The organism is Mesorhizobium sp. M0140 (assembly GCF_040322475.1).
Taxonomy (GTDB): domain Bacteria; phylum Pseudomonadota; class Alphaproteobacteria; order Rhizobiales; family Rhizobiaceae; genus Mesorhizobium.
Genome location: NZ_JAMYTM010000007.1, coordinates 175,242 through 199,106 on the forward strand (window position 1 = coordinate 175,242; position 23,865 = coordinate 199,106).

A 23,865-nucleotide genomic window follows, 5' to 3' on the forward strand; every position below is an offset into this window, starting at 1 on the left:
CATGTCGCCCACAAGTGCGCAGCGGTTTTGGGACAACGACATGCTTGGAATCAAAGAAGCGTTTTAGCCTTTCGCGATCCGGCATAACGCCAGATAAGAAAATCCCGCGCCGTCTTCTAGACGGCGCGGGATTTTTGTCAGAGAACTAGCTCATGCGATTGAAAGGCTTAGAAAAAGCCCTTCCGCTGCCACCATCCGCCGCGTTTCGGCTTGTCCTCGGTCTTGTCCTCAGCCTTGGCCGCGGGTTCTTCCGCTACGGTCGAAGACACCACCGGCTCGACCGGCGCATTCACCGCCGCCGGCTTGCGCCGCGACGGGCGGGCCTTCGGCGCCTTCTCGACAGCCACCGCCTCGTCGGACGCAGTGGCCGGCGTCTCGACCTGTGCTTCCGCCTCGGCAGCCGGCTCTTCGGCGACGATTTCGGCCGCGGCCTTCTTCGGCTTGGCGGCACGGCGTGGCTTCTTGGGCTTCTCCGTGCTCGGCGCGTCGTCATTGGCCGGAGCAAGCGCCACCGGCTCTTCGGCCGCTGCGGTAACCACCGGCTCGCTGGCGATCACCTCGGCAGCCGGGACTTCGACCTCGGACGCGTCGGCTGCTTCGCCAGCACTTGCCTCGGCCTCGCCTTCACCGTCTTCGCGGCGGTTGCGCTTGCCGCCGCGCTTGCCGCGCCGGCGCTTTTTACCCTGGCCGTCGTCCGAAGCTTCAGCTGTCTCGGACGTTTCGGCAACACCAACAGGGGCGTTGTCGTCCGTTTCCGTGTCGCCATCGCCGGCGGCCGAGTCCGAAAACTCGCCGGCCGGAGCCGAGACGGAAGCACCGTCCGCAGGGGCGCCATGTTCGTGATCGCGATCCTTGCCGCCGCGCCGACGCCGACGCTTGCGGCGCTTGCGGTCGCGGCCTTCGCCTTCTTCGCCACCGGCGGCGGCAGGTCGGGGTTGTTGCTGCGGCTGCTGGCGTGGCTGTTCGGCCTGGACCGGCGCCTCGTCGTCTTCCTCGACGACGACAATCTCGTCCTCGGGCTCTTCCGGCTCGACATAGGCCGGGAAGCTGCGCGCCTCGACAAAGCCTTCCGGCTTTTCAGCCAGCGCGCCGCGGAAGATCGCATAGTGCTGCGAACCGACCGAATCGTCGGCCTCGACGGTGATCGTCAGCCCGAAGCGGCTTTCGAGTTCGACCAGCGTGCCGCGCTTGTGGTTGAGCACGTAGAGTGCGGTCGCCGCCGGCGTCCGTACCGTGATGTGGCTGCGCGAATCCTTGAGCAGGAATTCCTCGATCGCCCGCACCACCATCAGCGCGACCGACGAATCGGAGCGCACATGGCCGGTGCCGCCGCAATGCGGGCAAGGCTTCATGGTCGATTCCAGCACGCTGGCGCGGATGCGCTGGCGGGACATCTCCATCAGGCCGAAATGCGAGATGCGGCCGACCTGGATGCGCGCACGATCGTTCTTGAGGTGATCCTTCAACCGCTTCTCGACGGAGCGGTTGTTGCGGTTCTCCTCCATGTCGATGAAGTCGATGACGATTAGGCCGGCGAGATCGCGCAGCCTGAGTTGACGCGCGACTTCCTCGGCCGCTTCCAGATTGGTGTGGAGCGCGGTGTCCTCGATCGAGTGCTCCTTGGTGGAGCGGCCCGAATTGACATCGATGGCAACCAACGCCTCGGTCTGGTTGATGATGATGTAGCCGCCGCTCTTCAGCGTCACCTGCGGCTGCAGCATGCGGTCTAGCTGTGCCTCGATGCCGTTGCGCACAAAGATCGGCGTCGTGTCGCGGAACGGCTGAACCACCTTGGCGTGGCTCGGCATCAGCATGCGCATGAAGTCCTTGGCCTCGCGGTAGCCTTCCTCGCCGGAGACAAGAATCTCGTCGATATCCTTGTTGTAGAGGTCGCGCACCGAGCGCTTGATCAGGCTGCCTTCCTCGTAGACCAGGGCAGGGGCCGTGGACTGCAAGGTGAGATTGCGGACATTTTCCCAAAGCCGCATCAGATATTCGTAATCGCGCTTGATCTCGGCCTTGGTGCGGCTCTCGCCGGCGGTGCGCAGGATCACGCCCATGCCCTGCGGCACTTCGAGATCGGCAACGACCTCCTTCAGGCGCTTGCGGTCGACCGCGCTGGTGATCTTGCGCGAAATGCCGCCGCCACGCGCCGTGTTCGGCATCAGCACCGAATAGCGGCCGGCAAGCGACAGGTAGGTGGTCAGTGCCGCACCCTTGTTGCCGCGCTCTTCCTTGACGACCTGCACCAATAGGATCTGCCGGCGCTTGATCACTTCCTGGATCTTGTACTGGCGGCGCACCGGCTTGCGGCGGTTGCGCACTTCCTCCAGCGCGTCCTCGGCGCCGACCGATTCGACCTCGTGATCATCCGGATGCGAGGACTGCACTTCTTCCAGCATGCCGCGATCATTGTCGCCGGAGGCCGCTTCGCTGCCCTGTTCGGCCTGCGGAACGGCTTCGGAAATCACATCGGCCTCTACCGAGGCGGCGATCGACGTCGGGCCGCCTTCGCGGGTTTCGCCTTCGTCCTGCTCGGCGGAATCCTCGCCATGTTCGGACGCATCGGCTTGTTCGGACGTATCGGCCGCATGTTCGATGATCTCGGACGTGTGCGAGATCTCTTCGAAACCAGCGTCGGCGCCTTCTTCTGCCTCGTCGGCAGCATCGTTTGCCTCGCCGGAATCGGCTGCATCGCGCTTGTGCTCACCCCGGTCGCGGGGCTTTCCGCCGCGCCGGCGGCCGCGCCGTCCGCGATCGCGGCTCTGACGGTCATCGCCGTCGCCGTCCTCGTTCTCCTCGTCCTCGGCCTCCTGCGCTTCCGCGCGTAGCAGTGCCTGACGATCGGCGACCGGAATCTGGTAGTAATCGGGGTGAATTTCACTGAAGGCGAGAAAACCGTGACGGTTGCCGCCATATTCGACAAAGGCTGCCTGAAGGGAGGGCTCTACGCGCGTTACGCGGGCTAGGTAGATGTTTCCTTTGAGCTGCTTCTTGTCCTGGGATTCAAAGTCGAATTCTTCAATACGGTTACCGCGTACGACGACAACGCGTGTTTCCTCCGGGTGGGAGGCGTCTATCAGCATTTTGTTGGGCATTATTTCGTTTCCCCCCGGCAGCCGTCAGCCGCAGCTTGCGAGGCAAAGCCTGCTGCTGCGTGTCTGGAATGTGGGTGCCGGATATTTGAACGTCCGTCGGCCGCCGCTTGAGCGCCATGGCGGTGCCGCCCGCAGCCATAATGGCGCGGTTTGATGCGGACCTTTCCATGATTGCGCTTGAAGCCATCGTCACCAACAGAACCTTTTGAACCAAAGCCCGGATGAACCGGACCAGCTTGTTTGCTCATACAGAGCCGGCGCGGGAACAAACCCGGCCGTTTTCCTCACGCAGGCGATTCCCCCGCCACGGGAGCACGCCTGCGAAATTCGTCGCGATCACCTGAACCCTTTTCGCGTGAAGCGAAAGGAGCCGCCTTTACATCTGACCCTGTAGCAAGAAGCTGCGGAGGAGGGCGGTTCCAGGATTGCAGTGATCCACCATCGCTTTTATGATTTGGCGGGATGGAAGGCAACCCCGATTTCCGATGCCGGCAAAAAGCCGTTCCGTAGCGTAAGCCAGGCTTGCGGCCTTGCATGAAAAGGCTTGGTTAACCTTCTCTGGATACCAATCGTTAATCGAGTTCGCGGCCTAACCGGCATATGGACGAAATGACCGGGCGCCGGGCGCCAAACCGGGAGCGACTGGAAGAGAGATGGGATTGGCGGACTTCACAGACAAGGGATGTCGTGTCGGCGGCCGGATCCTGGCCGCTTTCTGCCTCTTGCTGCTGCTGGCGGTCTCATCTGCCCTGTCCTCAAATGCCAATGCCGCCGACGCTCCGCTCGTGGCAAAAGGTTACAAGATGGCCGGCGATGCCACCAAGATGCGCATCGTCATGGACTTCGATCGCGAACCCGGTATCAAATGGTTCCTGCTGCGCGGTCCCAACCGTCTTGTCATCGATCTCGCGAATACGAGATTCGCCGTTGATGCCAAGGATTTGAAGGCGCGGGGCCTGGTCAAGAGCGTGCGCCTGGGCGCCCTCGGCGAGGGCGTTTCGCGGCTGGTCCTCACCGGCAAGGGACCGTTCGCCGTCGACAAGCTCGATGTGCTCAAGAACGAGGACGGCACCGGCTACCGCCTTGCCATCGACATGTCGGCGGCATCCGAGCGCGAGTTCGACCTGGCGCTGGCCAATCAGGCGCTGACCACCGGATCGACCGTTTCGACCGACAAGGGAGGGCGGGTCGGCACCGGACCGGTCTCAAATCCCGGCCATCGGTTCACCGTCGTCATCGATCCCGGCCATGGCGGCATCGACGGCGGTGCCGAGGGCCTGAACGGCACCATCGAAAAGAACGTCACGCTGGCCTTCGCCACAGAACTGCGCGACAAACTCGCAGCCGTCGGCAATTATGATGTCTTCATGACCCGCGACACCGACGAATTCCTGCGCCTGGACGACCGCGTGCGCATTGCCCGTCAGCATGAGGCCGACCTGCTTATTTCGATCCATGCCGACACGATCAGCGTCAAAGGCATTCGCGGCGCCACCGTCTACACCGTCTCCGACAAGGCTTCGGATCCCGAGGCGCAGGCGCTTGCCGACCGAGAAAACCTCTCCGACCAGTTCGCCGGCATGGAAATCAAGAACGACAACAAGGAAGTCACCGACATCCTGATCGACCTGATCCGCCGCGAAACGCACAATTTCTCGATGAGTTTCGCCCACACGCTGGTCGGCCAGTTGTCGACCAGCGTCGGCCTGATCAACAATCCCCAGCGTTCGGCGGGCTTCAAGGTGCTCAAGGCACCCGACGTGCCGTCAGTGCTGGTCGAACTCGGTTATCTCTCGAACGCCAAGGACGAGGCGCAGTTGCTCAACGCCGACTGGCGCGGCAAGGCGGCCCAGAGCATAACCAACGCCGTCGCGCTGTTCGCGTCGGCCAAGGCCGGACCGGGAACCGGAGGTTGACATGACCGGCGGCGCCTGCAACCAGAGGCGGCGTTGCGCGACGACAACACCCAATGCTTTTATTTCCGGCTCGCGACCGCGAAATCAGGCATTGCCGTATTTTGTCCACATGGCGGCGACAAGGGTTTTCGATTACGGATTGGGACCGGCTCGAAAGCTTGCGCGAAAGGCGGCTTCGTTTAGGAAATCCCGAACCAAGGACTGGAGCGGGTATGATTCGTCTCATTGGCTATTTTTTCGGCATCGGCACGACGCTGGCCCTTCTGGTCGCGGCGGGCGTTGCCATCTATATCGGCCATTTGTCGAAGGATCTGCCCGACTACGAGGTGCTGGCCAAATACGAGCCGCCGGTGACCACCCGCATCCACGCGTCTGACGGCGCGCTGATGGCCGAATACGCGCGCGAACGGCGCCTGTATTTGCCGATCCAGGCCATACCGGACCGCGTCAAGGCGGCCTTCCTGTCGGCCGAAGACAAGAATTTCTACAACCACCCGGGCATCGATGTGACCGGCCTCGGCCGCGCCATCATCGTCAACCTGCAGAATCTCGGCTCGGGCCGGCGTCAGGTCGGTGCCTCGACGATCACCCAGCAGGTGGCGAAGAACTTCCTGTTGTCCTCGGACCAGACCTACGAGCGCAAGATCAAGGAGATGATCCTCGCCTTCCGCATCGAGCAGGCCTATCCCAAGGATCGCATCCTCGAGCTCTACCTCAACGAAATCTTCTTCGGCTTCGGAGCCTATGGCGTCGCCGGTGCGGCGCTGACCTATTTCGACAAGTCGGTCAACGAACTGTCCGTGGCCGAGGCCGCCTACCTGGCCTCGCTGCCCAAGGGGCCGAACAACTACCACCCTTTCAAGCATGCCGATCGCGCGATCGAGCGCCGCAACTGGGTCATCGACCAGATGGTCGAGAACGGCTACGTCACGCGTGAGGAGGGCAACAAGGCCAAGGCCGAGCCGCTGGGCGTGACGCCGCGGCGCAGCGGCACCTATCTGTTCGCCGGCGAGTACTTCACCGAAGAGGTGCGCCGCCAGATCATCGCCCGCTACGGCGAGAACGCGCTCTACGAAGGCGGTCTCTCCGTCCGCACCACGCTCGATCCGAAGATCCAGCTCATTGCCCGCAAATCGATGCAGAACGGGTTGATGAAATACGACACGCTGCGCGGCTATCGCGGGCCGGTGACATCGATCGACGTGTCTGGCGACTGGGGCGTGCCGCTTGGCGCCGTCAAGGGGCTGGAGGATGTCCCCGAATGGTCGCTCGCCGTCGTGCTCGACAGTTCTGCGACCGGGCTGTCGATCGGCCTGCAGCCGGCACGGCAGGCGTCGGGCGAGATCGTCAAGGAGCGCGTCGAAGGCACCATCAGCAAGGAGGACATGGGTTTCGCCATGCGCCATGTGGTTGCCGGCAAGACCGTCAAGGCCAAGTCGCCGGCGGAGGTGCTGAAGCCGGGCGACGTCATCTTCGTGCAGAAAAACGATGGTGCCGATGGCGCCTACAGCCTGCGCCAGGTGCCCGAAGTGGAAGGCGGCCTCATCGCCATGGACCCGCACACCGGCCGCGTGCTGGCCATGGTCGGCGGCTTCTCCTACGCGCAGTCCGAATTCAACCGCGCCACGCAAGCCATGCGCCAGCCGGGCTCCTCGTTCAAGCCGATCGTCTATTCGGCCGCACTCGACAATGGCTATACGCCGGCGTCGGTGATCATGGACGGGCCGATCACGATCCAGAGCGGTAACACGAGCTGGACGCCGAAGAATTACGATGGCACCGTCGCCGGTCCGGCGACCCTGCGCTCCGGCATCGAGAAGTCGCGCAACCTGATGACGGTGCGGCTTGCCAATGACATGGGCATGAAGCTGGTCGTCGAATATGCCGAGCGCTTCGGTGTCTACGACCATCTGGCACCCTATCTGCCGATGGCGCTGGGTTCCGGCGAAACCACCGTGATGCGCATGGTGTCGGCCTATTCGATCATGGCCAATGGCGGCAAGTCGATCAAACCATCGCTCATCGACCGCATCCAGGACCGCTACGGCAAGACGGTGTTCAAGCAGGACGAGCGTGGCTGCCAAGGCTGCAATGCGCCCGAATGGCAGAACCAGCCGGAGCCGGAACTCGTCGACAATTCCGAGCAGGTGCTCGATCCGATGACGGCCTACCAGATCACCTCGATGATGGAAGGTGTCGTGCAACGCGGCACCGGCGCCACCATCAATGAACTCGGCCGTCACATCGCCGGCAAGACCGGAACGACCAACGACGAAAAGGACGCCTGGTTCATCGGCTACACGCCCAACCTCGTCGTCGGCCTCTACATGGGCTACGACACGCCGCGCGGTCTCGGCCATGGCGCCACCGGTGGTGGTCTCGCCGCGCCGATCTTCAAGGACTTCATGCGGGTGGCGCTGGACGGCACGCCCAATGTCGACTTCAAGGTGCCCGAAGGCATGAATCTTGTCGCCATCAACCGCAAGACCGGCATGCGTGCCGCATCGGGTGATCCCGGCACCATCATCGAAGCCTTCAAGCCGGGTACCGGTCCCGCCGACAGCTATTGGGTGATCGGCATGGGCGCCGACGGCTCCAATGCCACGGGGGGCGCGTTGTCGCCGCAGGCCAACCAGGCCATTCAGTCCGGCGGCGGCGGCCTCTACTGATGATTTTCATGAGCGGATGGGCTGGCCTTGGCGCCAGCCCATTTTGCTTTACAGCCGGCGGCGGCCTGCCTATGTATCGCGCCAACCGACTTCAGCAAACAGGACAGAACAGCCAGCCATGCGCGCGGAAACGCAGAATATTGTCGACGAGATCAGGCAGGCGATAACCCTGCTGAGGAGGCATCTTTGACTGGGATCAGGCCATAAAGCGGCTTGAATACCTCAATGTGCGCGCCGAGGACGCCAGCCTCTGGAACGAGCCGCTGGAAGCGCAGAAGCTGATGCGCGAGCGCCAGGGCCTCGAAGAGGGCATCGCCTCAGTGAAAGGTCTGACGCAGGCGCTGGAAGACAATATCGGCCTGATCGAGCTCGGCGAGGAAGAGGGCGACGAGGGCGTGATCGCCGAGGCGGAAGCCGCGATCCGCTCGATGCAAGGCGAAGCGAAGGCCCGCCAGGTCGAGACGTTGCTGTCGGGTGAAGCAGACTCCAACGACACCTATCTCGAAATCCATGCCGGCGCCGGCGGTACCGAAAGCCAGGACTGGGCCTCGATGCTGCTTCGCATGTACACGCGCTGGGCCGAGCGCCGTCGCTTCAAGGTCGAAGTGCTGGAAATGCATGACGGCGAAGAGGCCGGCATCAAGTCCGCAACGTTGATGATCAAAGGCCACAATGCCTATGGCTGGATGAAGACGGAATCGGGCGTTCATCGCCTGGTGCGTATCTCGCCCTATGACAGCAATGCGCGCCGGCATACGTCCTTCGCCAGCGTCTGGGTCTATCCGGTCATCGACGACACGATCGAGATCGACGTCTCCGAATCCGATGTCCGCATCGACACTTATCGCTCGTCAGGCTCGGGCGGCCAGCACGTCAACACCACCGATTCGGCGGTGCGCATCACGCATCTGGCCACCGGCATCGCGGTCGCATGCCAGGCTGAACGTTCGCAGCACAAGAACAAGGCCAAGGCCTGGGAGATGCTGCGCTCGCGCCTTTACGAGGAAGAGCTGAAAAAGCGCGAGGCGGTTGCAAACGCCACCGAAGCGTCGAAAAGCGATATAGGCTGGGGTCACCAGATCCGCTCCTATGTGCTGCAGCCCTACCAGTTGGTGAAGGATCTCCGCACCGGCGTCGAGAGCACCAGCCCGTCGAGCGTGCTCGATGGCGACCTCGACGATTTCATGGAAGCCTCGTTGTCGCAGCGCATCGAGGGCGGCGCGGGCGAAGCCGTAGCAGACCTGGATTAGGATATGTCCATGTTCAGGTGAGGTTAGCTGACCTCAATCTGAACATACCCCTGCGCACCACAGCGACGGAGGAGTGTGTTGCCGAGCAAGCTCACCGGAAAGTGCTTCTGCGGTGCGGTTCACTACGAGGTCACTGACGAATTCATCTATGCCGCGAATTGCCATTGTTCGGACTGCCGGCGCACCACCGGTTCGGCCTTCAAGCCTTTCGCCGGTATCGAGCGTGAAAAGCTTGTCCTCACCGAAGGCGAGGACAAGCTCCTGATCTTCGGCGACGAAAGCGGCCATAACGCGCATTGTGGCCGGTGCGGCTCCTTGCTTTATTCGCTCGTGCGCGACGGGGCCTATGTCCATGTCGCCATGGGAACCCTCGTCGACGACCCATCCATCCGCCCGACCGCGCACATCTTCGTCGGTTCGAAGGCGGGCTGGTCCACCATCACCGATGACCTGCCGCAGTATCAAGAGCACGTGATTGCCGGCTCTGACCAGCAGTAGGCTGGAACCACAGCGGGCCTATTCCGTTTATCCGACGCCCGTTTGCCGGGAATTGACCTTGGCCTCATCTCGTCGGCGGTAGCGGATACCTGACGTCCATAGAACGATGTCGGGAATGCATCGTCTTGCGCCGACCAAGGAATCAGCCCAGCATCCAATGGCTGGGAGAGAAAAAGCATTTATGGCCGGACGCGGCATATCTGCGACCCGACGATCCGGCCACTGGGAAGATACGTTCCGGGAACGGGCAAGCGAAACGCTTGAGCTCGTTTGAAAGGAACGCGTCATGTCTGCTGCCACACTCAGATCGGCCAATGCCGTTCAACCGGCTGGCCGACTTTTGTTTTCCCTGTTCGCGATCGGCGCGATGGCAATGCTGACGACACCTGCCTTCGCGCATGACGCCACGCCCACGGCGGCAAAGCCACAGGGCTGGAGTTATCCGTTCGCATGCTGCGCCAACTATGATTGTCGCACGACCCATACAGGCGAAGTGCTGGAGAAACCCGAGGGCTATGTCATCGCCGGAACGGGTGAGATCGTTCCAATGACCGACAAGCGTGTCAAGGACAGCCCGGACGGCGAGTTCCATTGGTGCGCGCACCAAGCGGGCCTCGACGCCGGCAAGACAATCTGCCTGTTCGTGCCGCCGCGCTCCTATTGACGACAGGACGGCGGTCGGACGTCCGCGGTCGCGTGTGACCGGGCCGCAGGCCGGGTTTGCGCGGTTCGGGTGTGCCTGCTGACAGACAGTTGTCAGGAGCACCTCGTTATGGTGCGTTTGCCGCACAGGGTGGCGGGCGACGGGAGGAGTTCGTTGATGATCATCAAGGCAAGCTGTCATTGCAAGGCGACGACATTCGAGGTTTCGCAGGCACCGCAGACGGTGACGCAATGCACCTGTTCTTTCTGCTCGAAGCGCGGCTCGCTCTGGGCCTACTACGTGCCTTCGCAATTCAAGCCCACCAGCCCGATGGAGAACGTCTCTATCTACCGCTGGGGATCGAAAACCGTAAAGCACGGTTTTTGCGCCACCTGCGGCTGCGGCACCTTTACCGAAACGCCGGACTGGTCGACCGGCGAGCCGGATTTCGACAATCCCAAGATCAGCGTCAACGCGCGGCTGTTCGATGATTTCGATCTCGACAAGGTCGAAGTTGTTGTCATAGACGGCAAGAACCTCTGGTAGCCTGATCCAGACCATTCCGGCACGGCGATACGGTGCCACAACCGCGTATTGGTCCCTCGGGAAAAGCCGTGAGCGGCGCTTTTGCCGTTCCGCTTTTCGCCGCAATTCGTGGTACAAGTCGCGGGAAGGGCTGATTTGGCGCCACCGCAAGGCGTGACTTGGAGAGGGACCATCCTATGAAAAAGACTATGCTCGTCGTCGTGGCGACGGCTGTGCTCGTGAGCGCCTGCACCACCACTGATCCGTATACGGGCGACCAGAAGATTTCCAACACGGCGGCCGGCGCCGGCCTTGGCGCCCTGGCGGGCGCCAGCCTTGGCCTGCTTGCCGGCGGCAATGACCGCCGCAACGCACTGATCGGCGCCGGCATCGGCGCGCTGGCCGGCGGCGCCATCGGCGCCACCATGGACCAGAACGAGGCCGAACTGCGCCGGCAGCTCGAGGGCACCGGTGTCAGCGTCACCCGCAGCGGCGACCAGATCATTCTCAACATGCCGTCCGACATCACCTTCAACTCGGATCAGGATGCGGTGAAGCCCGGCTTCTACCAGGTCCTGAACTCTGTCGCGCTGGTGCTGAAGAAGTTCAAGCAGACCACGGTCGACGTGTTCGGCCACACCGATTCGACCGGTGGCGACCAGCACAATTTCGATCTGTCGCAGCGTCGTGCTCTGGCGGTCGCGAACTATCTGTCCGGTCAGGGCGTGGATCAGCGGCGCTTCGCAGTCACCGGCTTCGGCAAGACACGCCCGGTCGCATCCAACGCCACGGCCGAAGGCCGCGCCCAGAACCGCCGCGTCGAAATCCAGCTGTCGCCGCTCACCTGATCCGTTCGGCAAACCAAGCGAAACGGCTCCCATGGGGCCGTTTTTGTTTACGCGGATATTGGCGTTTTTGAATTAGCCATTGCTAAAATATAGCTTTCCCGGAGCTATGGAAAGGAATAGCATCATCGCTGTTCCTGAGGGGATGAGGCGGTGTCACTGGCCGCGCAATCAGCATTTTTCCGCCTCGGTCTTGCACGGCCAGATCAGAAATCTGGGAGGAATGCATGACAAGAACAGCCAGCCTTGGGCGCTGCGGCGTCCTCGTTTTGACAGGTTTGGTGGGCGCGTGGCTGAACGTTGCTTCGGCTCGGGCCGAGGACGCCAACAAGGCCGACATCGAAGCCTTGAAAAAAACGCTCGCCAAATATGAGGATTACACCGTCGCCGTCCGCGATCTCTATCTGTCGACGGTCGGCTGCGTCTACTACAGCGGAGAAAAGATAGCGGGTGCGATGGACTACCCGAAGGGCGCCATGGGTATCCACTTCGTCAATGTCCCGAGTGTCGGCCAGAAGCTCGATCCGATGCACCCCAATGTGCTGATCTACGAACCGACCAAGAAGGGCTTGCGGCTGGTGGGCGTGGAATGGCTGGTGCCTCTGACGCCGGACATCAAGGAGCCCCCGAAGCTGTTTGGCCAAACCTTCATGGGGCCTATGGAGGGGCACTACCCTCTCATCCCGAAGGAGTTCGTCCACTACGACCTGCATGCCTGGCTCGGGGACAATCCGAACGGCATGTTCAGTCCGACGAATCCGAACGTGAAATGCAACAAGGCCGAGTTTCCGATGCTGGAAAAACCGACCAAGATGATGCCTGGGCCGATGTAACGGGCGAGTCAGGCAGGAACCTTTGCCGAGAAGACAAGCCGGATGGCTGGCTTGCCTTTGAAGCGGTCGGGAATCAGACCTTGGCGACGATCCGCATGAAGGCCGGCATGTCATCGCCGAAGCCGACGGTGGAATCGTTGTCTTCCTGGTGTCGTTGGCGGGCAGGGCGGCTGTTGTCGCGCTGCGGCCTCGTGTCGCCGCGTTCCGGTGCGCGCTGTTCATTGCGATCGGATGATTTGCGGTCGGTGTTTTCCGAACGGATCGCTTCCTTGCGCGAGCGCCGTTCGCCGACGTCGGCGGCTGCGGCCTCGGCCACCGGCTGATCCTCGCGGACTGTTTCCGGTGCCGTGTCTTCGCTGCGCTTGGCGTGGCGTTCGCGCGGTTTGCGCTCGCCGCCCTTTTCCCTGCCGCGATCGTCGTCCTTGCGGCCGGCGCGGCGCGGTGCGCCCTTGCCACGGCGCGGAGCATCATCCTCGCCGCCTTCGCTGGCAACCACCGTCGACAAGTCTCCGTCATGCCATTCGATCTTGTTGCCGATCAGCCGCTCGATGGCGTCGATATACTTGGTATCCGACTTGGTCGCGATGGTGAACGACTTGCCCGAGCGCCCGGCGCGGCCGGTACGGCCGATGCGGTGGACATAGTCCTCGGCATGGATCGGCACGTCGTAGTTGAAGACGTGGCTGACATCGGGGATGTCCAAGCCGCGCGCGGCGACGTCGGAAGCGACGAGGTAGCGCAGCTTGCCGTCGCGGAAATTGGCCAGCATCTGCATGCGCGCGCGCTGGTCCATGTCGCCGTGCAGCGCGCCGGCGTCGAAATCATACTTCAGCAGCGAGCGGAACAGCTCCGCCACTTCAACCTTGCGGTTGCAGAAGATGATGGCGTTCTTCAGCTCCGCGTCTTCGGCCTTGATCAGATTGCGCAGCGTCTCGCGCTTGTCCCATGGCTTGGAGCCGGACTTGACCAGCCGCTGGATGATGTTGGTGGCGGCGGATGCTGCCTTCGAGACCTCGACGCGCACCGGCGCGTGCAGGAATTTCTCGGTCAGCTTGGTGATTTCCGGTGGCATCGTTGCCGAGAAGAACAGCGTCTGCCTGGTGAACGGAATCATCTCGCAGATGCGCTCGATATCGGGGATGAAGCCCATGTCGAGCATGCGGTCCGCTTCGTCGATGACGAGGATCTCGACGCCGTTGAGCAACAGCTTGCCGCGCTCGCGGTGATCGAGCAAGCGGCCGGGCGTCGCGATCAGCACGTCGACGCCGCGCTCCAGCTTCTTGTTCTGTTCGTCGAATGAGACACCGCCGATCAAGAGCGCGATGTTGAGCTTGTGGTTTTTGCCGTAGCGGATGAAATTCTCTTCGACCTGCGCGGCGAGCTCGCGCGTCGGCTCCAGGATCAGCGTGCGCGGCATACGGGCGCGGGCCCGACCGTTTTCGAGGCGGGTCAGCATCGGCAGCACGAAGGAAGCCGTCTTGCCAGTGCCGGTCTGGGCGATGCCCAAAATGTCCTTGCCGAGTAAGGCGTGCGGGATCGCACCAGCCTGGATCGGCGTCGGCTGGGTATAGCCGGCGTCGGTGACTGCGGAAAGGACCTTCGGCGACAGGCCGAGGTCTGCGAAGGTCAACGCTTCTTGAGCGGTCGTGGTGTCTGAGGACAAGTGTTGTTGTCTTTGGCTGGTTCGGGGAAGCGCAACGGCGTCTAATGGCGTCTGTCGCGGCAAGCGCCACGCGCCTGCAAGATTGGTATTGCAATTAGGAGCAAGCCCTCGATTTGTCAACAGAAACGGGCAGCAATGGCACGATTGTGAAGTTGTAACCTTAATCGGGATGCTTAATCGACCTGTCGGTCGCAGCGCCGGCTCAATAGCGGAACTGTTCGGCGAGAATACGCTCGTTCCAGGAATGATTGGGATCGAACAGCAACGTTGCTGTCGCCGTGGGTGATTCTCGCACCGTTACCGAGGTCACGGCCTTGACCTCGGTATGGTCAGCGGCGGCGTTCACTGGCCGCTTTTCCGGCTCGCGGATGTCGAAGCGCACGGTGGCCTTGTTGGAGAGCAGCGCGCCGCGCCATCGGCGCGGGCGAAACGGGCTGACTGGGGTCAGCGCCAGCAGCGGCGCGTCGAGCGGCAGGATCGGTCCGTGCGCCGAAAGATTGTAGGCGGTGGACCCGGCCGGGGTTGCGATCATGACGCCGTCGCAGTTCAGTTCCTCAAGCCGGACCTGTTCGTCGACGGTGATGCGGATCTTGGCCGTCTGGTACGATTGACGCCACAGCGCCACCTCGTTGATCGCCAGTGCCGAAATCGTTTCGCCTTCCGAGGTCACGGCCAGCATCTCCAGCGGGCGGATCGTCTCGGCGACGGCGGCTTCGAGACGCTCCGTCAGGCCACCGGAACGATACTCGTTCATCAGGAAGCCGATGGTGCCGCGGTTCATGCCGTAGACCTTCTTGCCGGTCCCCATCGTGTCGCGCAGGGTCTGCAGCAGGAAGCCGTCACCCCCAAGGGCAACGACGATCCCGGCCTCCTCGACGGAAGACTGGCCATAGCGCGCCGACAGGCTTTCCAGCGCCGTCTTGGCGTCAGCGGTGTCGGACGAGACGAAGGCGATGCGGCTGGCGGCTTTGCTCATGGCTCCCCGATGACGACCGATTGGCAGCGGCAGGGCCGCGCCAGCGCCGGGGTAGCATGGGCGGGGTACGTCTGCAAAGGGAGCTGTCCTCCCGGATGCGACCCATGCCGGATGGCAAGGCGGCCGCAGGACGGCGGATCCGGGCTTGCCGTTCGCGTATCATGTCAAAGGCTACGCGAATGTGATGGTTAAGACCGGCCTTAAAGTCTCGTAAAGCCGGATCGGTCATGTTAGCCGGCAGTGGATGGGTGGCGTGGGGGCTAGCCAGTCGAGGCCGACATATTGCCGGTAACACGCCTGATCATCGTCTTTCTGATGCTGGGAAGCTTCGCGCTGCTCTTTGCCGAACTGGTGCGCCAGTCCGAAGAAACGAGCTTCCGGCCGCAGCCCACGGCGTCGCGCTGTGGTGACGCAGCCGGAGCGCCATGTCCGCAAAGGGCGCTGTAGCGCTGTAACCTGATCATCCTTTCGGAGGACCGGCGGCATTGGCGGCCGCTTCGGTGCGCGACATCGCGCGGCAGTTTCTCTCCTTAAAAGCAGTGGCCGGTCGGCCACCGCGAATTGCGGCCGCGAGCATTTCGGCCTCAACGGCCTGACGCGTCCGGCATCGCGGCTAAACCTCTTTCCTGGCTGCTCACTGAGTCACCACCGCATCGGGCGCATCAATGGGCGAGCCATGGCCGTATCCACGATAAGATATTGACTGTATGTTTAGTCATAGTTATTCCTGAGGTCGAGAATTGAGTTGGACAGCCGGGTTCCAGCCGGTGAATGGCCACAATAAAGGGGGGAATATCTTGACTGCCATGCGGCTTGCCGTTGCCGGCGCGCCGCAAATGCGATGTCGACGGCCTTTCTCGTGCCGTCGATCGGCATTGTCGCGGCCATCTTTTCGTCAGCAGGAAACGGACTTGGGGCCGTAGTGCCGCCGGTCCCAACAATGGGAGCATGCAGCATGAACTGGAAACTGACCGCGACGGCCATCGGCCTGTCGTTGCTGACTGTCACGGGCGTGGCCCGTGCCGAAGGCGAGCTCAACATCTACAATTGGGGCAACTACACCAGCCCCGACCTGATCAAGAAGTTCGAAGAGACCTACAAGGTCAAGGTCACCGTCACCGACTATGATTCCAACGACACCGCCTTGGCCAAGGTCCGGCAGGGCGCCTCCGGCTATGACATCGTCGTGCCCTCGGCGAGCGTCGTGCCGGTCTGGATCAGCGAAGGTCTGCTCTTGGAGACCGATCCCAACAAGATGGAAAACTTCAAAAACGTCGATCCCAGATGGGTCGATGTTCCATTCGATCCAGGCCGTAAATATACCGTTCCATGGCAGTGGGGCACGACCGGCATTTCGGTGAACAAGTCGGTTTATGCCGGCGACCCGAACACATCGGCGATCTTCCTCGACCCACCCCCCGAACTCGTCGGCAAGATCAATGTCGTACCCGAAATGGGTGACATCATGTTCCTCGCCATCGCCTACGAGGGTGGCAAATATTGCAGCAGCGACATGCAGATGCTGAAGAAGGTGCATGACAAGCTGGTGGAGGCGAAGGCGAAATGGCTTTCGCTCGATTATGCGGCCGTCGATGGCCTGGGCAGGGGCGACATCGCCGCGGGCGTCAACTGGAACGGCATATCGCTGCGCGAGCGGCTTGAGAACGACAAGATCGTCTATGGCTATCCCAAGGAAGGCTATCCGATCTGGATGGACAATGTCGCTGTCCTCAAGGACGCCAAGAATATCGACAACGCCAAGCTGTTCCAGAACTTCATCATGGATCCGCAGAATGCGGCGCTGATCTCAGCCTTTGCGCGTTATTCGAACGGCATCAAGGGCTCGGAAGCCTTCATGCCCGACGACATGAAGACCGCGCCGGAAGTGAACATCCCCGCTGAGTTCGCCACCAAGGGCCAGTTCATGCAGGCCTGCCCGCCGGATGTGCAGGCGCTCTACACGAAGATCTGGACCAACCTGCAGAAATGACCTGACCCGCGTTTTCCGCGCCGCTGCACGCGGCGCGGTCATCTCCCGTCCATGCCAAACGCGATGCGCAGATCGCAGGAGACTTCCCATGACCGATCTCGACCTTTGCTACATGCCGGCCGGCGAGGCGCTGCGGCTGTTCAAGGCGAAGAAGCTTTCGCCTGTCGAACTGATGCAGGCCACCATCCGCCGCGCAGAGGCAACCAAGGCGACGATCAACTGCTTCACCTTCACGCATTTCGACGAGGCGATGGACCTGGCTGGGAAGGCCGAGGCGAAATACGCCAGGGGCGCCCGGACCGGGGCGCTCGAGGGGTTGCCGATCGGCATCAAGGACGAGAGCTACATCAAGGGCAAGCCGACCTCGCACGGCTCGCTGCTGTCCGGAAATGCGATAGGCGGCCATACCTCGACGATGAACGAGCGCATCATCAAGGCCGGAGGCATTGTCCATGCCCGCACAGCGACGCCTGAATTCAGCTGCGCCGGCTATACCTGGTCGAAACGCTGGGGCGTGACGCGCAATCCGTGGAACCCGGATTTCACACCCGGCGGTTCGTCGGGCGGTGCCGCGGCGACGCTGGCATCCGGCACGTCGTCGATCGCCACCGGTTCGGACATTGCCGGATCGATCCGCATTCCCGCGTCGGCCTGCGGTCTTGTCGGCTTCAAGCCGCCTTACGGGCGCAATCCGGACGAGCCGCCGTTCAACCTCGATTTCTACTGCCACACCGGACCTTTGGCACGAAACGTCGGGGATGCGATCCTGCTGCAGAACGTGATGGCCGGGCCAAGCCCGCTCGACATCGCCACGCTGCGCCCCAAACTGCGCCTGCCCAGCGACTACAAGCCGATCAAGGGCTGGAAGATCGCTTTCTCGATGGACCTCGGTTCTTTCGAAGTGGACGCCGATGTGCGCAAGAACACGCTTGCCGCCTGCGACGTGTTCCGCTCGCTCGGCGCCACGGTCGAGGAAGTCGATCTGGGCTGGGGCGACGACGTGCTCAGGGCGGGCATGGCCTATCTCGAACATCTCTTCGGCGCTTCGCTGTCGCAGCTGCTCAAGGAGCACGGCAAGGACATGACGACCTATGCACGTCAATTCGCCGAGGACGGGCAGAAGTCCAAAGCCACGGATTTTGTCGGAACCCTCGATGTGGCGGCCAGGATGTACCAGACGCTGGGGCCGCTGCTTGAGACTTATGATGTGCTGGTCTGCCCGACCAACGCGCTTCCCTCCGTGCCGGCGGAGTTCGATCAGACCACGGGCACGGTCGAGATCAACGGCAAGCAGGTGAACCCGTCGCTTGGCTGGGTGATGACGACGCCGTTCAACATGATGAGCCGTTGTCCGGTTCTGTCCATCCCTTCGGGCCGGGCGGCAAGCGGCGTGCCGACAGGCATCCAGATCGTTGGCCGCACCTATTGCGATGCCGATGTTTTCCGCGCGGCCATGGCCTATGAGACGGCCAAGGGGCAGTGGTACACAAACGCCGAAACGCGCCCGTCGCTATAACAGGGCGCTGCGGCCCTTGCCGCACCGGTGCTTGATCCGCGGTCTCGGTTGTGGTGAGCCGGCGCCGGACATCTCGAATAGACGGATCCGTGGCGGCGCCGGTGATCGCCGCCAGAAGGTCCGAAAGGAGCTGGACGAAGATGGCGCAACAAAAGGCCGCGGCGGCAAAACGCAAAGGCGCAATGGCGAAGAATGGAAGTGCGGCAAACGATGCCGCGCCGCCCAAGGACCGTCGGCGCGAACGCGGCGAAGCCAGCGTGCAGCGGATCATCGACGCCACCATCGAGCTCATCGCGGAGGAGGGGCTGGCAAGCGTCACCATGCAGCGCATCGCCGAACATGTCGGCTCGTCCAATGCCCTGGTCGTCTTCCATTTTCGCAGCAAGGAGAACCTGTTTCGCGCCGTCCTGCAGTATCTCAGCGATCGCTATGACGAGCTGTGGGTGACGTTGGTGCGGGCGCCCGGCCTGTCTCCGGTTGAGCGGGCCCTGGGCGCGGTCGATTGCGCGCAACGTTTCGCCCGCCAGCACCCGAAATGGGTTTCGGTCTTTGTCGTGTTCTCCAGCGACCGCAAGAGCATGCAGATCTACAACGAGATTGGCCTTCCGAGCGATCTCGCCTACACCGCCGAGGCGCGCGAGCTGCTGATCGAGATTTCGCGCAGCGGCGGTTATAGCGGCGTCGACATCGACACGCTGTCGGAGAGCCTGAATTATCTGGTTCATGGCGCCTGGTATTGGGATCATCTCAATCCGTCCAGCCGTGACACCAACGTGCTGCGCAAGACCATGCTGCTTCTGCTGCATCAGGCGTTCCCGCGGCATTTCGAACTGATGCGCTAACCGCTTCAGGGCTGCCGCAGATGGCAGCCGGCCTGCCGCTTCTGTTCCAGATACTCGTCGACAAGCTGGCGGTAGCGCACCTTGCCGAAGCTGGGGAAATGGCCGCCATGCACGACCGAGACATCGAGGTCGCGCATACGCAGCAGCGTGGCGACATAGTCATCGACAACCGAGTGGTAGACGTCGTCGATCAGCGGGCCGTCATAAATGATGTCGCCGGATAACAGGATGCCCGTCCTGTTTTCGTAAAGCGCGATGCCGCCGGGTGAATGGCCGGGCGTGTGGATCACCTCGAAGGCCCGGTCGCCGAGGTCGACGACATCACCCTGTGCGAGCAAGCGGCCCGCGGGTGCGGGCAGGATGCCGTAGCGCGCCGTGTCCCAGCCTTGCGGCATGCGATCGAACATCTCGTCGGTCGCATAGGTGCCGGCTGCCGTCCATTCGTTGCGCGGATCGGCGAGGATGTCGGCCTCGGCGGCGTGTACGCAGCGGTCCGGAAATTCGTGATGGCAGCCGATATGGTCGAAATGCGTATGGCTGGCGACGCAAATCAGCTTGCGCTCGCTGACCAGCGGCACATGACGCCGAAGGCTGAAATGGCCGAGCCCTGTATCGAACAGGAGATCGCGGTCGCGGCCGCGCACATGCCACATGTTGCAGCGGAAGAACGGTTTTATCCATGGCTCGTGGATCAAGGTCACGCCATCGCTCATGCGGATGGTCTCGTACCAGTCTGGTGCCTCGATGACCGCGAGCGCGCCCATTTCAATCCGTCAGCAGAATGATCTGGTCGGTATCGCACGAAACGGCAACCGTGTCGCCCGGCCGGACGGTGGCTGTCGCGGGCAGCCTGGCGATGAAGTGAAGCGAGGGGTCTTCGACGGAGAAGGCAAGCACGCGCTTGAAGCTGCCCTGGAAGACGACGTCGCTCACTCTGGCCGTGCCGAGCCTGACACAGCCGCTGGTCTCGCCGAGGACAAGATGCTCCGGCCGTATGGCCAGCGCAACGGCAGAGCCGACCGGCAAGGCGCCGGGCAGCGAGATCGGCCCGACGGGCGTGGCGACGGTGCTTGTCCTTTCCTTCGCCTCCGTGACCGTGCCGGGGAGGATCGTGCTTTCGCCCATGAAGGTCGCCGAAAAGCGCGTCGCCGGCCGTGCGTAGACGCGCTCGGGCGGGCCTTCGTCCTCGATGCGCCCGTCATTCATCACCACGCAATGGTCGGCCAGCGCCATCGCTTCTTCCTGGTCGTGGGTGACGTGGATGAAGGCGGTGCCGACGCGCTTCTGGATTGCTTTCAACTCGTCCTGCATCTGCCGGCGCAATTTGAGGTCGAGCGCGCCGAGCGGCTCGTCGAGCAGAAGCACCGCCGGCTCGATCACCAGCGCCCGCGCCAGAGCCACGCGCTGCCGCTGGCCGCCGGAAAGCTGGTGCGGTTTCTTGTCGAAAGCAGCGGCGAGACCAACCAGGGCCAGCGCCGCGCGCGCCTTTGCCGCCCGCGTCGCGCCATCGACCCCCTGCATGCGCAGGCCGAAGCCGACATTGCTGCCGACACTCATATGCGGGAACAGCGCATAGTCCTGGAACACCGTCGTCGTCGGGCGCTTGGCCGGCGGCACGGACGTGCAGTCCTCGCCACGGATGAACACCTTGCCTTCGCTGGGCGTGACGAAGCCGCCCAGAATGGACAGCAGCGTCGTCTTGCCGGAGCCCGAGGGCCCGAGCAGGATCGTGTAGCTGCCGGGCTCGATCTGCAGCGAAACGTCCTTCAGCACCGTATGCTGGCCGAAGCGATGCGAGACGGAGCGAATATCGACCAAAGGCGCAGTCATGCCTTTCTCCTGCGCAGCAATGTCAATTCGAACAGCAAGACCAGCACGATGGAAACGGCGAAAACCAGCGAGCCGACGGCGTTGGTCTTCGGGTTGAGGCCGGAACGCAGCAGGTTCCAGATTTCGACCGGCAGCGTGGTGTCGAAGCGGGTGAGCAGGAAGGAGATCACGAACTCGTCCCAGGAGAAGGTCATCGACAGGAAGAAGCCGGCGAAGATGGCCGGCGCCATGACCGGCACGGTGATCAACAGCAGCACCTTCCATTCCGGCGCGCCGAGGTCGCGCGCGGCGCGTTCGATGTTGATCTGGTGGTCGCCCATCTGGCTGTAGATGATGGCAAAGCACAGCGGCAGGTTGATCACGACATGGCCGATCCCTGCCGCAAGCAGCGATTTCGGCAAGCCGGCCCAGTTGAACAGCACCAGCAGCCCCATGCCGATGATGAGATAGCTGACCGTCAGCGGCAGCGTGATCAGCCCGCGCAGCAGGCCGGAGCCCGGCAGGACGAAACGGGCAAAGCCCCAGGCGGATAGGAAACCGAGCGTGGCGGCGGCGAGCGACGAGATGGACGCCACCAGCAGCGAATTGACCAGCGCCGAGGTCAGCCTGACGTCGGAGAGCACCGCGTCGTACCAGCGCAGCGATGGGCCGGTGAAGGGCGGGATCGGAAACGACGTCGCCTGCAGTGAAAACAGCACCAGCACGATCACCGGCAGGAAGATGAAGCCGTAGATCAGGACGGCGTAGAGCCAGGAGGCGATGCGGACAATCCTGCGCATCTCAGGCCCGCTCGATCTTCAGCCAGCGGGCGCAGGCGAGGTAGGCAATGGTGACCACCGCCATCAGGATGATCGACAGCGCCGAGGCCAGCGGAAAGTCGCCGCGCCGGCCGATCTGCATCATCACCAGCTGCGGCATCAGCAGCTCGTTGTTGCCGCCCAGGATCTGCGGCGTGATGTAGTCGCCGATGCACAGCACGAAGGTGAGGAAGGCGCCGACCATGATGCCGGGCAAGGTCAGCGGCAGCACGACATGCAGGAAGGTGCGCACCGGCCCGGCGCCGAGATCGGCGGCTGCCTTGCGGTAGCTCGGGCTGAGTTGCTTGAGATTGGCGAAGATCGTCAGCGTCAACAGCATGACGAAGAAATGCACGAAGCCGGTGACGGTGGCGAAACGAGTGTTGGCGAGTTGCAGCGGCTCGCTGAACAGGCCGGAGCCGGTGAGCGCCCGGTTGAGCACGCCATTCTGCGCCAGCACCAGCAGCCAGGAGTAGGAGCGCACGACATAGGAGGTCCAGAACGGCAGCACCGCCAGCATCAGCGCCAGCCGCTGCCAGCGTTCCGGCACCTGTTCGGCGAGAATCCAGGCAAAGGGATAGGCGAGCAGCACGGAGATCACGGTGACGATGGCGGTGACCTGCAGCGAGTTCACCATCGCCTGCCAGTAGGACGGATTGGTGAAGAACTGGCTGTAGTTGGACGCCGTGAAACCGCCGCCCTCATGCGCCGTCAGGCTGGAAAACCCCATGGCGATGAAGGGCAGCACGAAGAACAGCAGCGTCCAGCCGAGCGCCGGCGTGACCAGCGCCCAGGGCAGGGCCGCCCGGGGCAGGGGGTTATTTGCCGAGCTGCTCATGAGCGGTATCGGCTCATTTCGCCTGCAGCATTTCGGTCCACATGTCCTGCATCTTCTTGTCGAGATCGGCACTCGGCGCCGGATAGGCCTGGGCGCGCGCCAGGAAGCCCGGCTGCTCGTCGAAACGCAGGACCTTCTTCTGGTCGTCGGTGAGCGCTGCCTTGGTGTTCGCCGGCATGCCCCAATAGCAGGACGAGGTGGCAAGCCGCGCCTGGCCCTCCGGGCTCATAATGTACTGGATGAACTTCAGCGCCATGTCCTTGTTCTTGGAATCCTTGAACATGGCCAGCGACTGCGACCACAGCACCGCACCCTCCTTGGGGATGGAGAAGTCCAGCGCGGGGTTCTCCTTGGCCAGGCCCGCCGTCACCCATTCGCCACCGCCGACCAGAATGTCGACCTCGCCGGTCGCCAGCGCCGTCTGGCTGGCGGTCACTTCGCCGACCAGCTTGGCGTTCGCCTTCATCTTCAAAAGCTCGTCCTTGAGGGCGGGCAGGTCGGCTTCGGTGAGATCGGCCGTCTTCTTGCCGATGGCCAGCGCGGCCATGCCGATGACCGGCAGATAGTAGTCGTAGATGGCGACCTTGCCCTTGTACTTGTCGCCGGTGAGCGCGGCCATCGACTGCATGTCGGCCGGGTCGACCTTGGTCTTGTTGTAGCCGATCGTGTTGTAGCCGAATTTCTCGGTAATGCCGTAGCGTTTGCCGCCGACGACGGTGGAGCCGTCCATCTTCACCTGCGCAAACAGGTCGGCCAGTGGCAGCTTGTCTTCCGGCAGCGGCTCGAACAGGCCCTTTTCGACGCCGCGCGGTATGTCGATGCTGTCGATCACCATCACGTCCCAGTCGCCCGGCTGCGACTGTTCGACGATGGCCAACCCGGCGCCGGTGCCCTCGAATTCCTTGACGTTGACCTTGACGCCATTGGCCTCCTCGAACGGCTGCAGCAATGCCGGATCGGCATGATCGCACCAGATCAGCGCGTTGAGGTCGGCGGCCCGGGCGGCGCTGCCGGCTCCGAGCAGCAGCGTCGTGGCGGCGCACGCTGCATGCAGATGGCTCTTCAGGATGGAAAGCGGATTCCTGGATGTAGGTTTAGCGGACATCGAGTGTTCTCCCTTGCCTTTGTGGCTTCTT

At 62.7% G+C, this 23,865-nt stretch carries 19 protein-coding genes; 11 read left to right on the plus strand and 8 right to left on the minus strand.

The features are described from left to right. Nucleotides 1-167 precede the first annotated feature (167 nt). Entirely contained in the window at nt 168-3,098 is a 2,931-nt protein-coding gene (locus NKJ37_RS09925; protein ID WP_352773765.1) for a ribonuclease E/G, read from the minus strand. Nucleotides 3,099-3,751: 653 nt separating this feature from the next. Between NKJ37_RS09925 and NKJ37_RS09930 the strand changes: the two genes are divergently transcribed. The 8 genes from NKJ37_RS09930 (at nt 3,752) to NKJ37_RS09965 (ending at nt 12,277) form a co-directional block, all read left to right on the plus strand. Then, nucleotides 3,752-5,014, plus strand: a complete 1,263-nt coding sequence (locus NKJ37_RS09930; RefSeq protein ID WP_352773766.1) for an N-acetylmuramoyl-L-alanine amidase — start codon at nt 3,752-3,754, stop codon at nt 5,012-5,014. 212 nt (nt 5,015-5,226) lie between these two features. Beyond that, nucleotides 5,227-7,683, plus strand: coding sequence for a penicillin-binding protein 1A (locus NKJ37_RS09935; RefSeq protein ID WP_352679400.1), 2,457 nt, complete (start codon nt 5,227-5,229; stop codon nt 7,681-7,683). 118 nt (nt 7,684-7,801) lie between these two features. Continuing rightward, nucleotides 7,802-8,933 (plus strand): peptide chain release factor 2 gene (gene prfB / locus NKJ37_RS09940; protein ID WP_127291384.1). Its coding sequence is split into 2 segments (ribosomal slippage): nt 7,802-7,867 and nt 7,869-8,933, totalling 1,131 coding nucleotides; the frame shifts between segments, so codons are not numbered across the junction. Between the two features lie 78 nt (nt 8,934-9,011). Continuing rightward, complete coding sequence (locus NKJ37_RS09945) at nt 9,012-9,431, plus strand: GFA family protein (RefSeq protein WP_352609673.1); 420 nt, start codon at nt 9,012-9,014, stop codon at nt 9,429-9,431. Nucleotides 9,432-9,717: 286 nt separating this feature from the next. Then, on the plus strand, nt 9,718-10,095 hold the full coding sequence (locus NKJ37_RS09950) for a hypothetical protein (protein ID WP_128305863.1): 378 nt from the start codon (nt 9,718-9,720) through the stop codon (nt 10,093-10,095). Nucleotides 10,096-10,251: 156 nt separating this feature from the next. Beyond that, nucleotides 10,252-10,620 (plus strand): GFA family protein, encoded by a 369-nt coding sequence (locus tag NKJ37_RS09955; RefSeq protein ID WP_352439938.1) that lies wholly within the window; start codon nt 10,252-10,254, stop codon nt 10,618-10,620. A 176-nt stretch (nt 10,621-10,796) separates the two neighbouring features. Then, nucleotides 10,797-11,447 carry a YiaD family glycine zipper/OmpA-like lipoprotein gene (locus NKJ37_RS09960; protein ID WP_352439939.1) on the plus strand — a complete coding sequence of 217 codons (651 nt, stop codon included), beginning with the start codon at nt 10,797-10,799 and terminating at the stop codon, nt 11,445-11,447. A 224-nt stretch (nt 11,448-11,671) separates the two neighbouring features. Beyond that, a complete protein-coding gene (locus NKJ37_RS09965; protein WP_352773767.1) occupies nt 11,672-12,277 on the plus strand; it encodes a hypothetical protein in 606 nt (201 codons plus the stop codon). A 73-nt stretch (nt 12,278-12,350) separates the two neighbouring features. Here NKJ37_RS09965 and NKJ37_RS09970 read toward each other — a convergent pair whose 3' ends face one another. Together NKJ37_RS09970 and NKJ37_RS09975 are read right to left on the minus strand one after the other, a co-directional pair. Next, complete coding sequence (locus NKJ37_RS09970; protein ID WP_352773768.1) at nt 12,351-13,940, minus strand: DEAD/DEAH box helicase; 1,590 nt, start codon at nt 13,938-13,940, stop codon at nt 12,351-12,353. A gap of 202 nt (nt 13,941-14,142) precedes the next feature. Continuing rightward, nucleotides 14,143-14,916, minus strand: a complete 774-nt coding sequence (locus tag NKJ37_RS09975; RefSeq protein WP_023812117.1) for an NAD kinase — start codon at nt 14,914-14,916, stop codon at nt 14,143-14,145. A 955-nt stretch (nt 14,917-15,871) separates the two neighbouring features. Here NKJ37_RS09975 and NKJ37_RS09980 point away from each other — a divergent pair. The 3 genes from NKJ37_RS09980 (at nt 15,872) to NKJ37_RS09990 (ending at nt 19,264) form a co-directional block, all read left to right on the plus strand. After that, entirely contained in the window at nt 15,872-16,906 is a 1,035-nt protein-coding gene (locus NKJ37_RS09980; RefSeq protein WP_352773769.1) for an extracellular solute-binding protein, read from the plus strand. An 88-nt stretch (nt 16,907-16,994) separates the two neighbouring features. Beyond that, the gene (locus tag NKJ37_RS09985) at nt 16,995-18,422 is read left to right on the plus strand and encodes an amidase (RefSeq protein WP_352773770.1); all 1,428 of its coding nucleotides are present in this window, start codon (nt 16,995-16,997) and stop codon (nt 18,420-18,422) included. Between the two features lie 140 nt (nt 18,423-18,562). Further along, entirely contained in the window at nt 18,563-19,264 is a 702-nt protein-coding gene (locus tag NKJ37_RS09990) for a TetR/AcrR family transcriptional regulator (RefSeq protein WP_352439944.1), read from the plus strand. Between the two features lie 5 nt (nt 19,265-19,269). On the opposite strand, the gene NKJ37_RS09995 is transcribed toward NKJ37_RS09990, so the two are convergent. From NKJ37_RS09995 to NKJ37_RS10015, 5 genes are read right to left on the minus strand one after another with little or no spacing between them, the layout of a single operon-like run. Beyond that, entirely contained in the window at nt 19,270-20,028 is a 759-nt protein-coding gene (locus NKJ37_RS09995) for an MBL fold metallo-hydrolase (protein ID WP_352773771.1), read from the minus strand. Nucleotide 20,029: 1 nt separating this feature from the next. Continuing rightward, nucleotides 20,030-21,094 carry an ABC transporter ATP-binding protein gene (locus NKJ37_RS10000; RefSeq protein WP_352773772.1) on the minus strand — a complete coding sequence of 355 codons (1,065 nt, stop codon included), beginning with the start codon at nt 21,092-21,094 and terminating at the stop codon, nt 20,030-20,032. Continuing rightward, nucleotides 21,091-21,873: an ABC transporter permease gene (locus NKJ37_RS10005; protein WP_352773773.1), complete on the minus strand. Its 783-nt coding sequence runs from the start codon at nt 21,871-21,873 to the stop codon at nt 21,091-21,093. The genes NKJ37_RS10000 and NKJ37_RS10005 overlap by 4 nt, the downstream gene beginning before the upstream one ends. Before the next feature lies 1 nt (nt 21,874). Continuing rightward, nucleotides 21,875-22,729 (minus strand): ABC transporter permease, encoded by an 855-nt coding sequence (locus tag NKJ37_RS10010; RefSeq protein WP_128305855.1) that lies wholly within the window; start codon nt 22,727-22,729, stop codon nt 21,875-21,877. Nucleotides 22,730-22,742: 13 nt separating this feature from the next. Next, a complete protein-coding gene (locus tag NKJ37_RS10015; RefSeq protein WP_352439948.1) occupies nt 22,743-23,834 on the minus strand; it encodes a polyamine ABC transporter substrate-binding protein in 1,092 nt (363 codons plus the stop codon). Between the last annotated feature and the right edge of the window lie 31 nt (nt 23,835-23,865).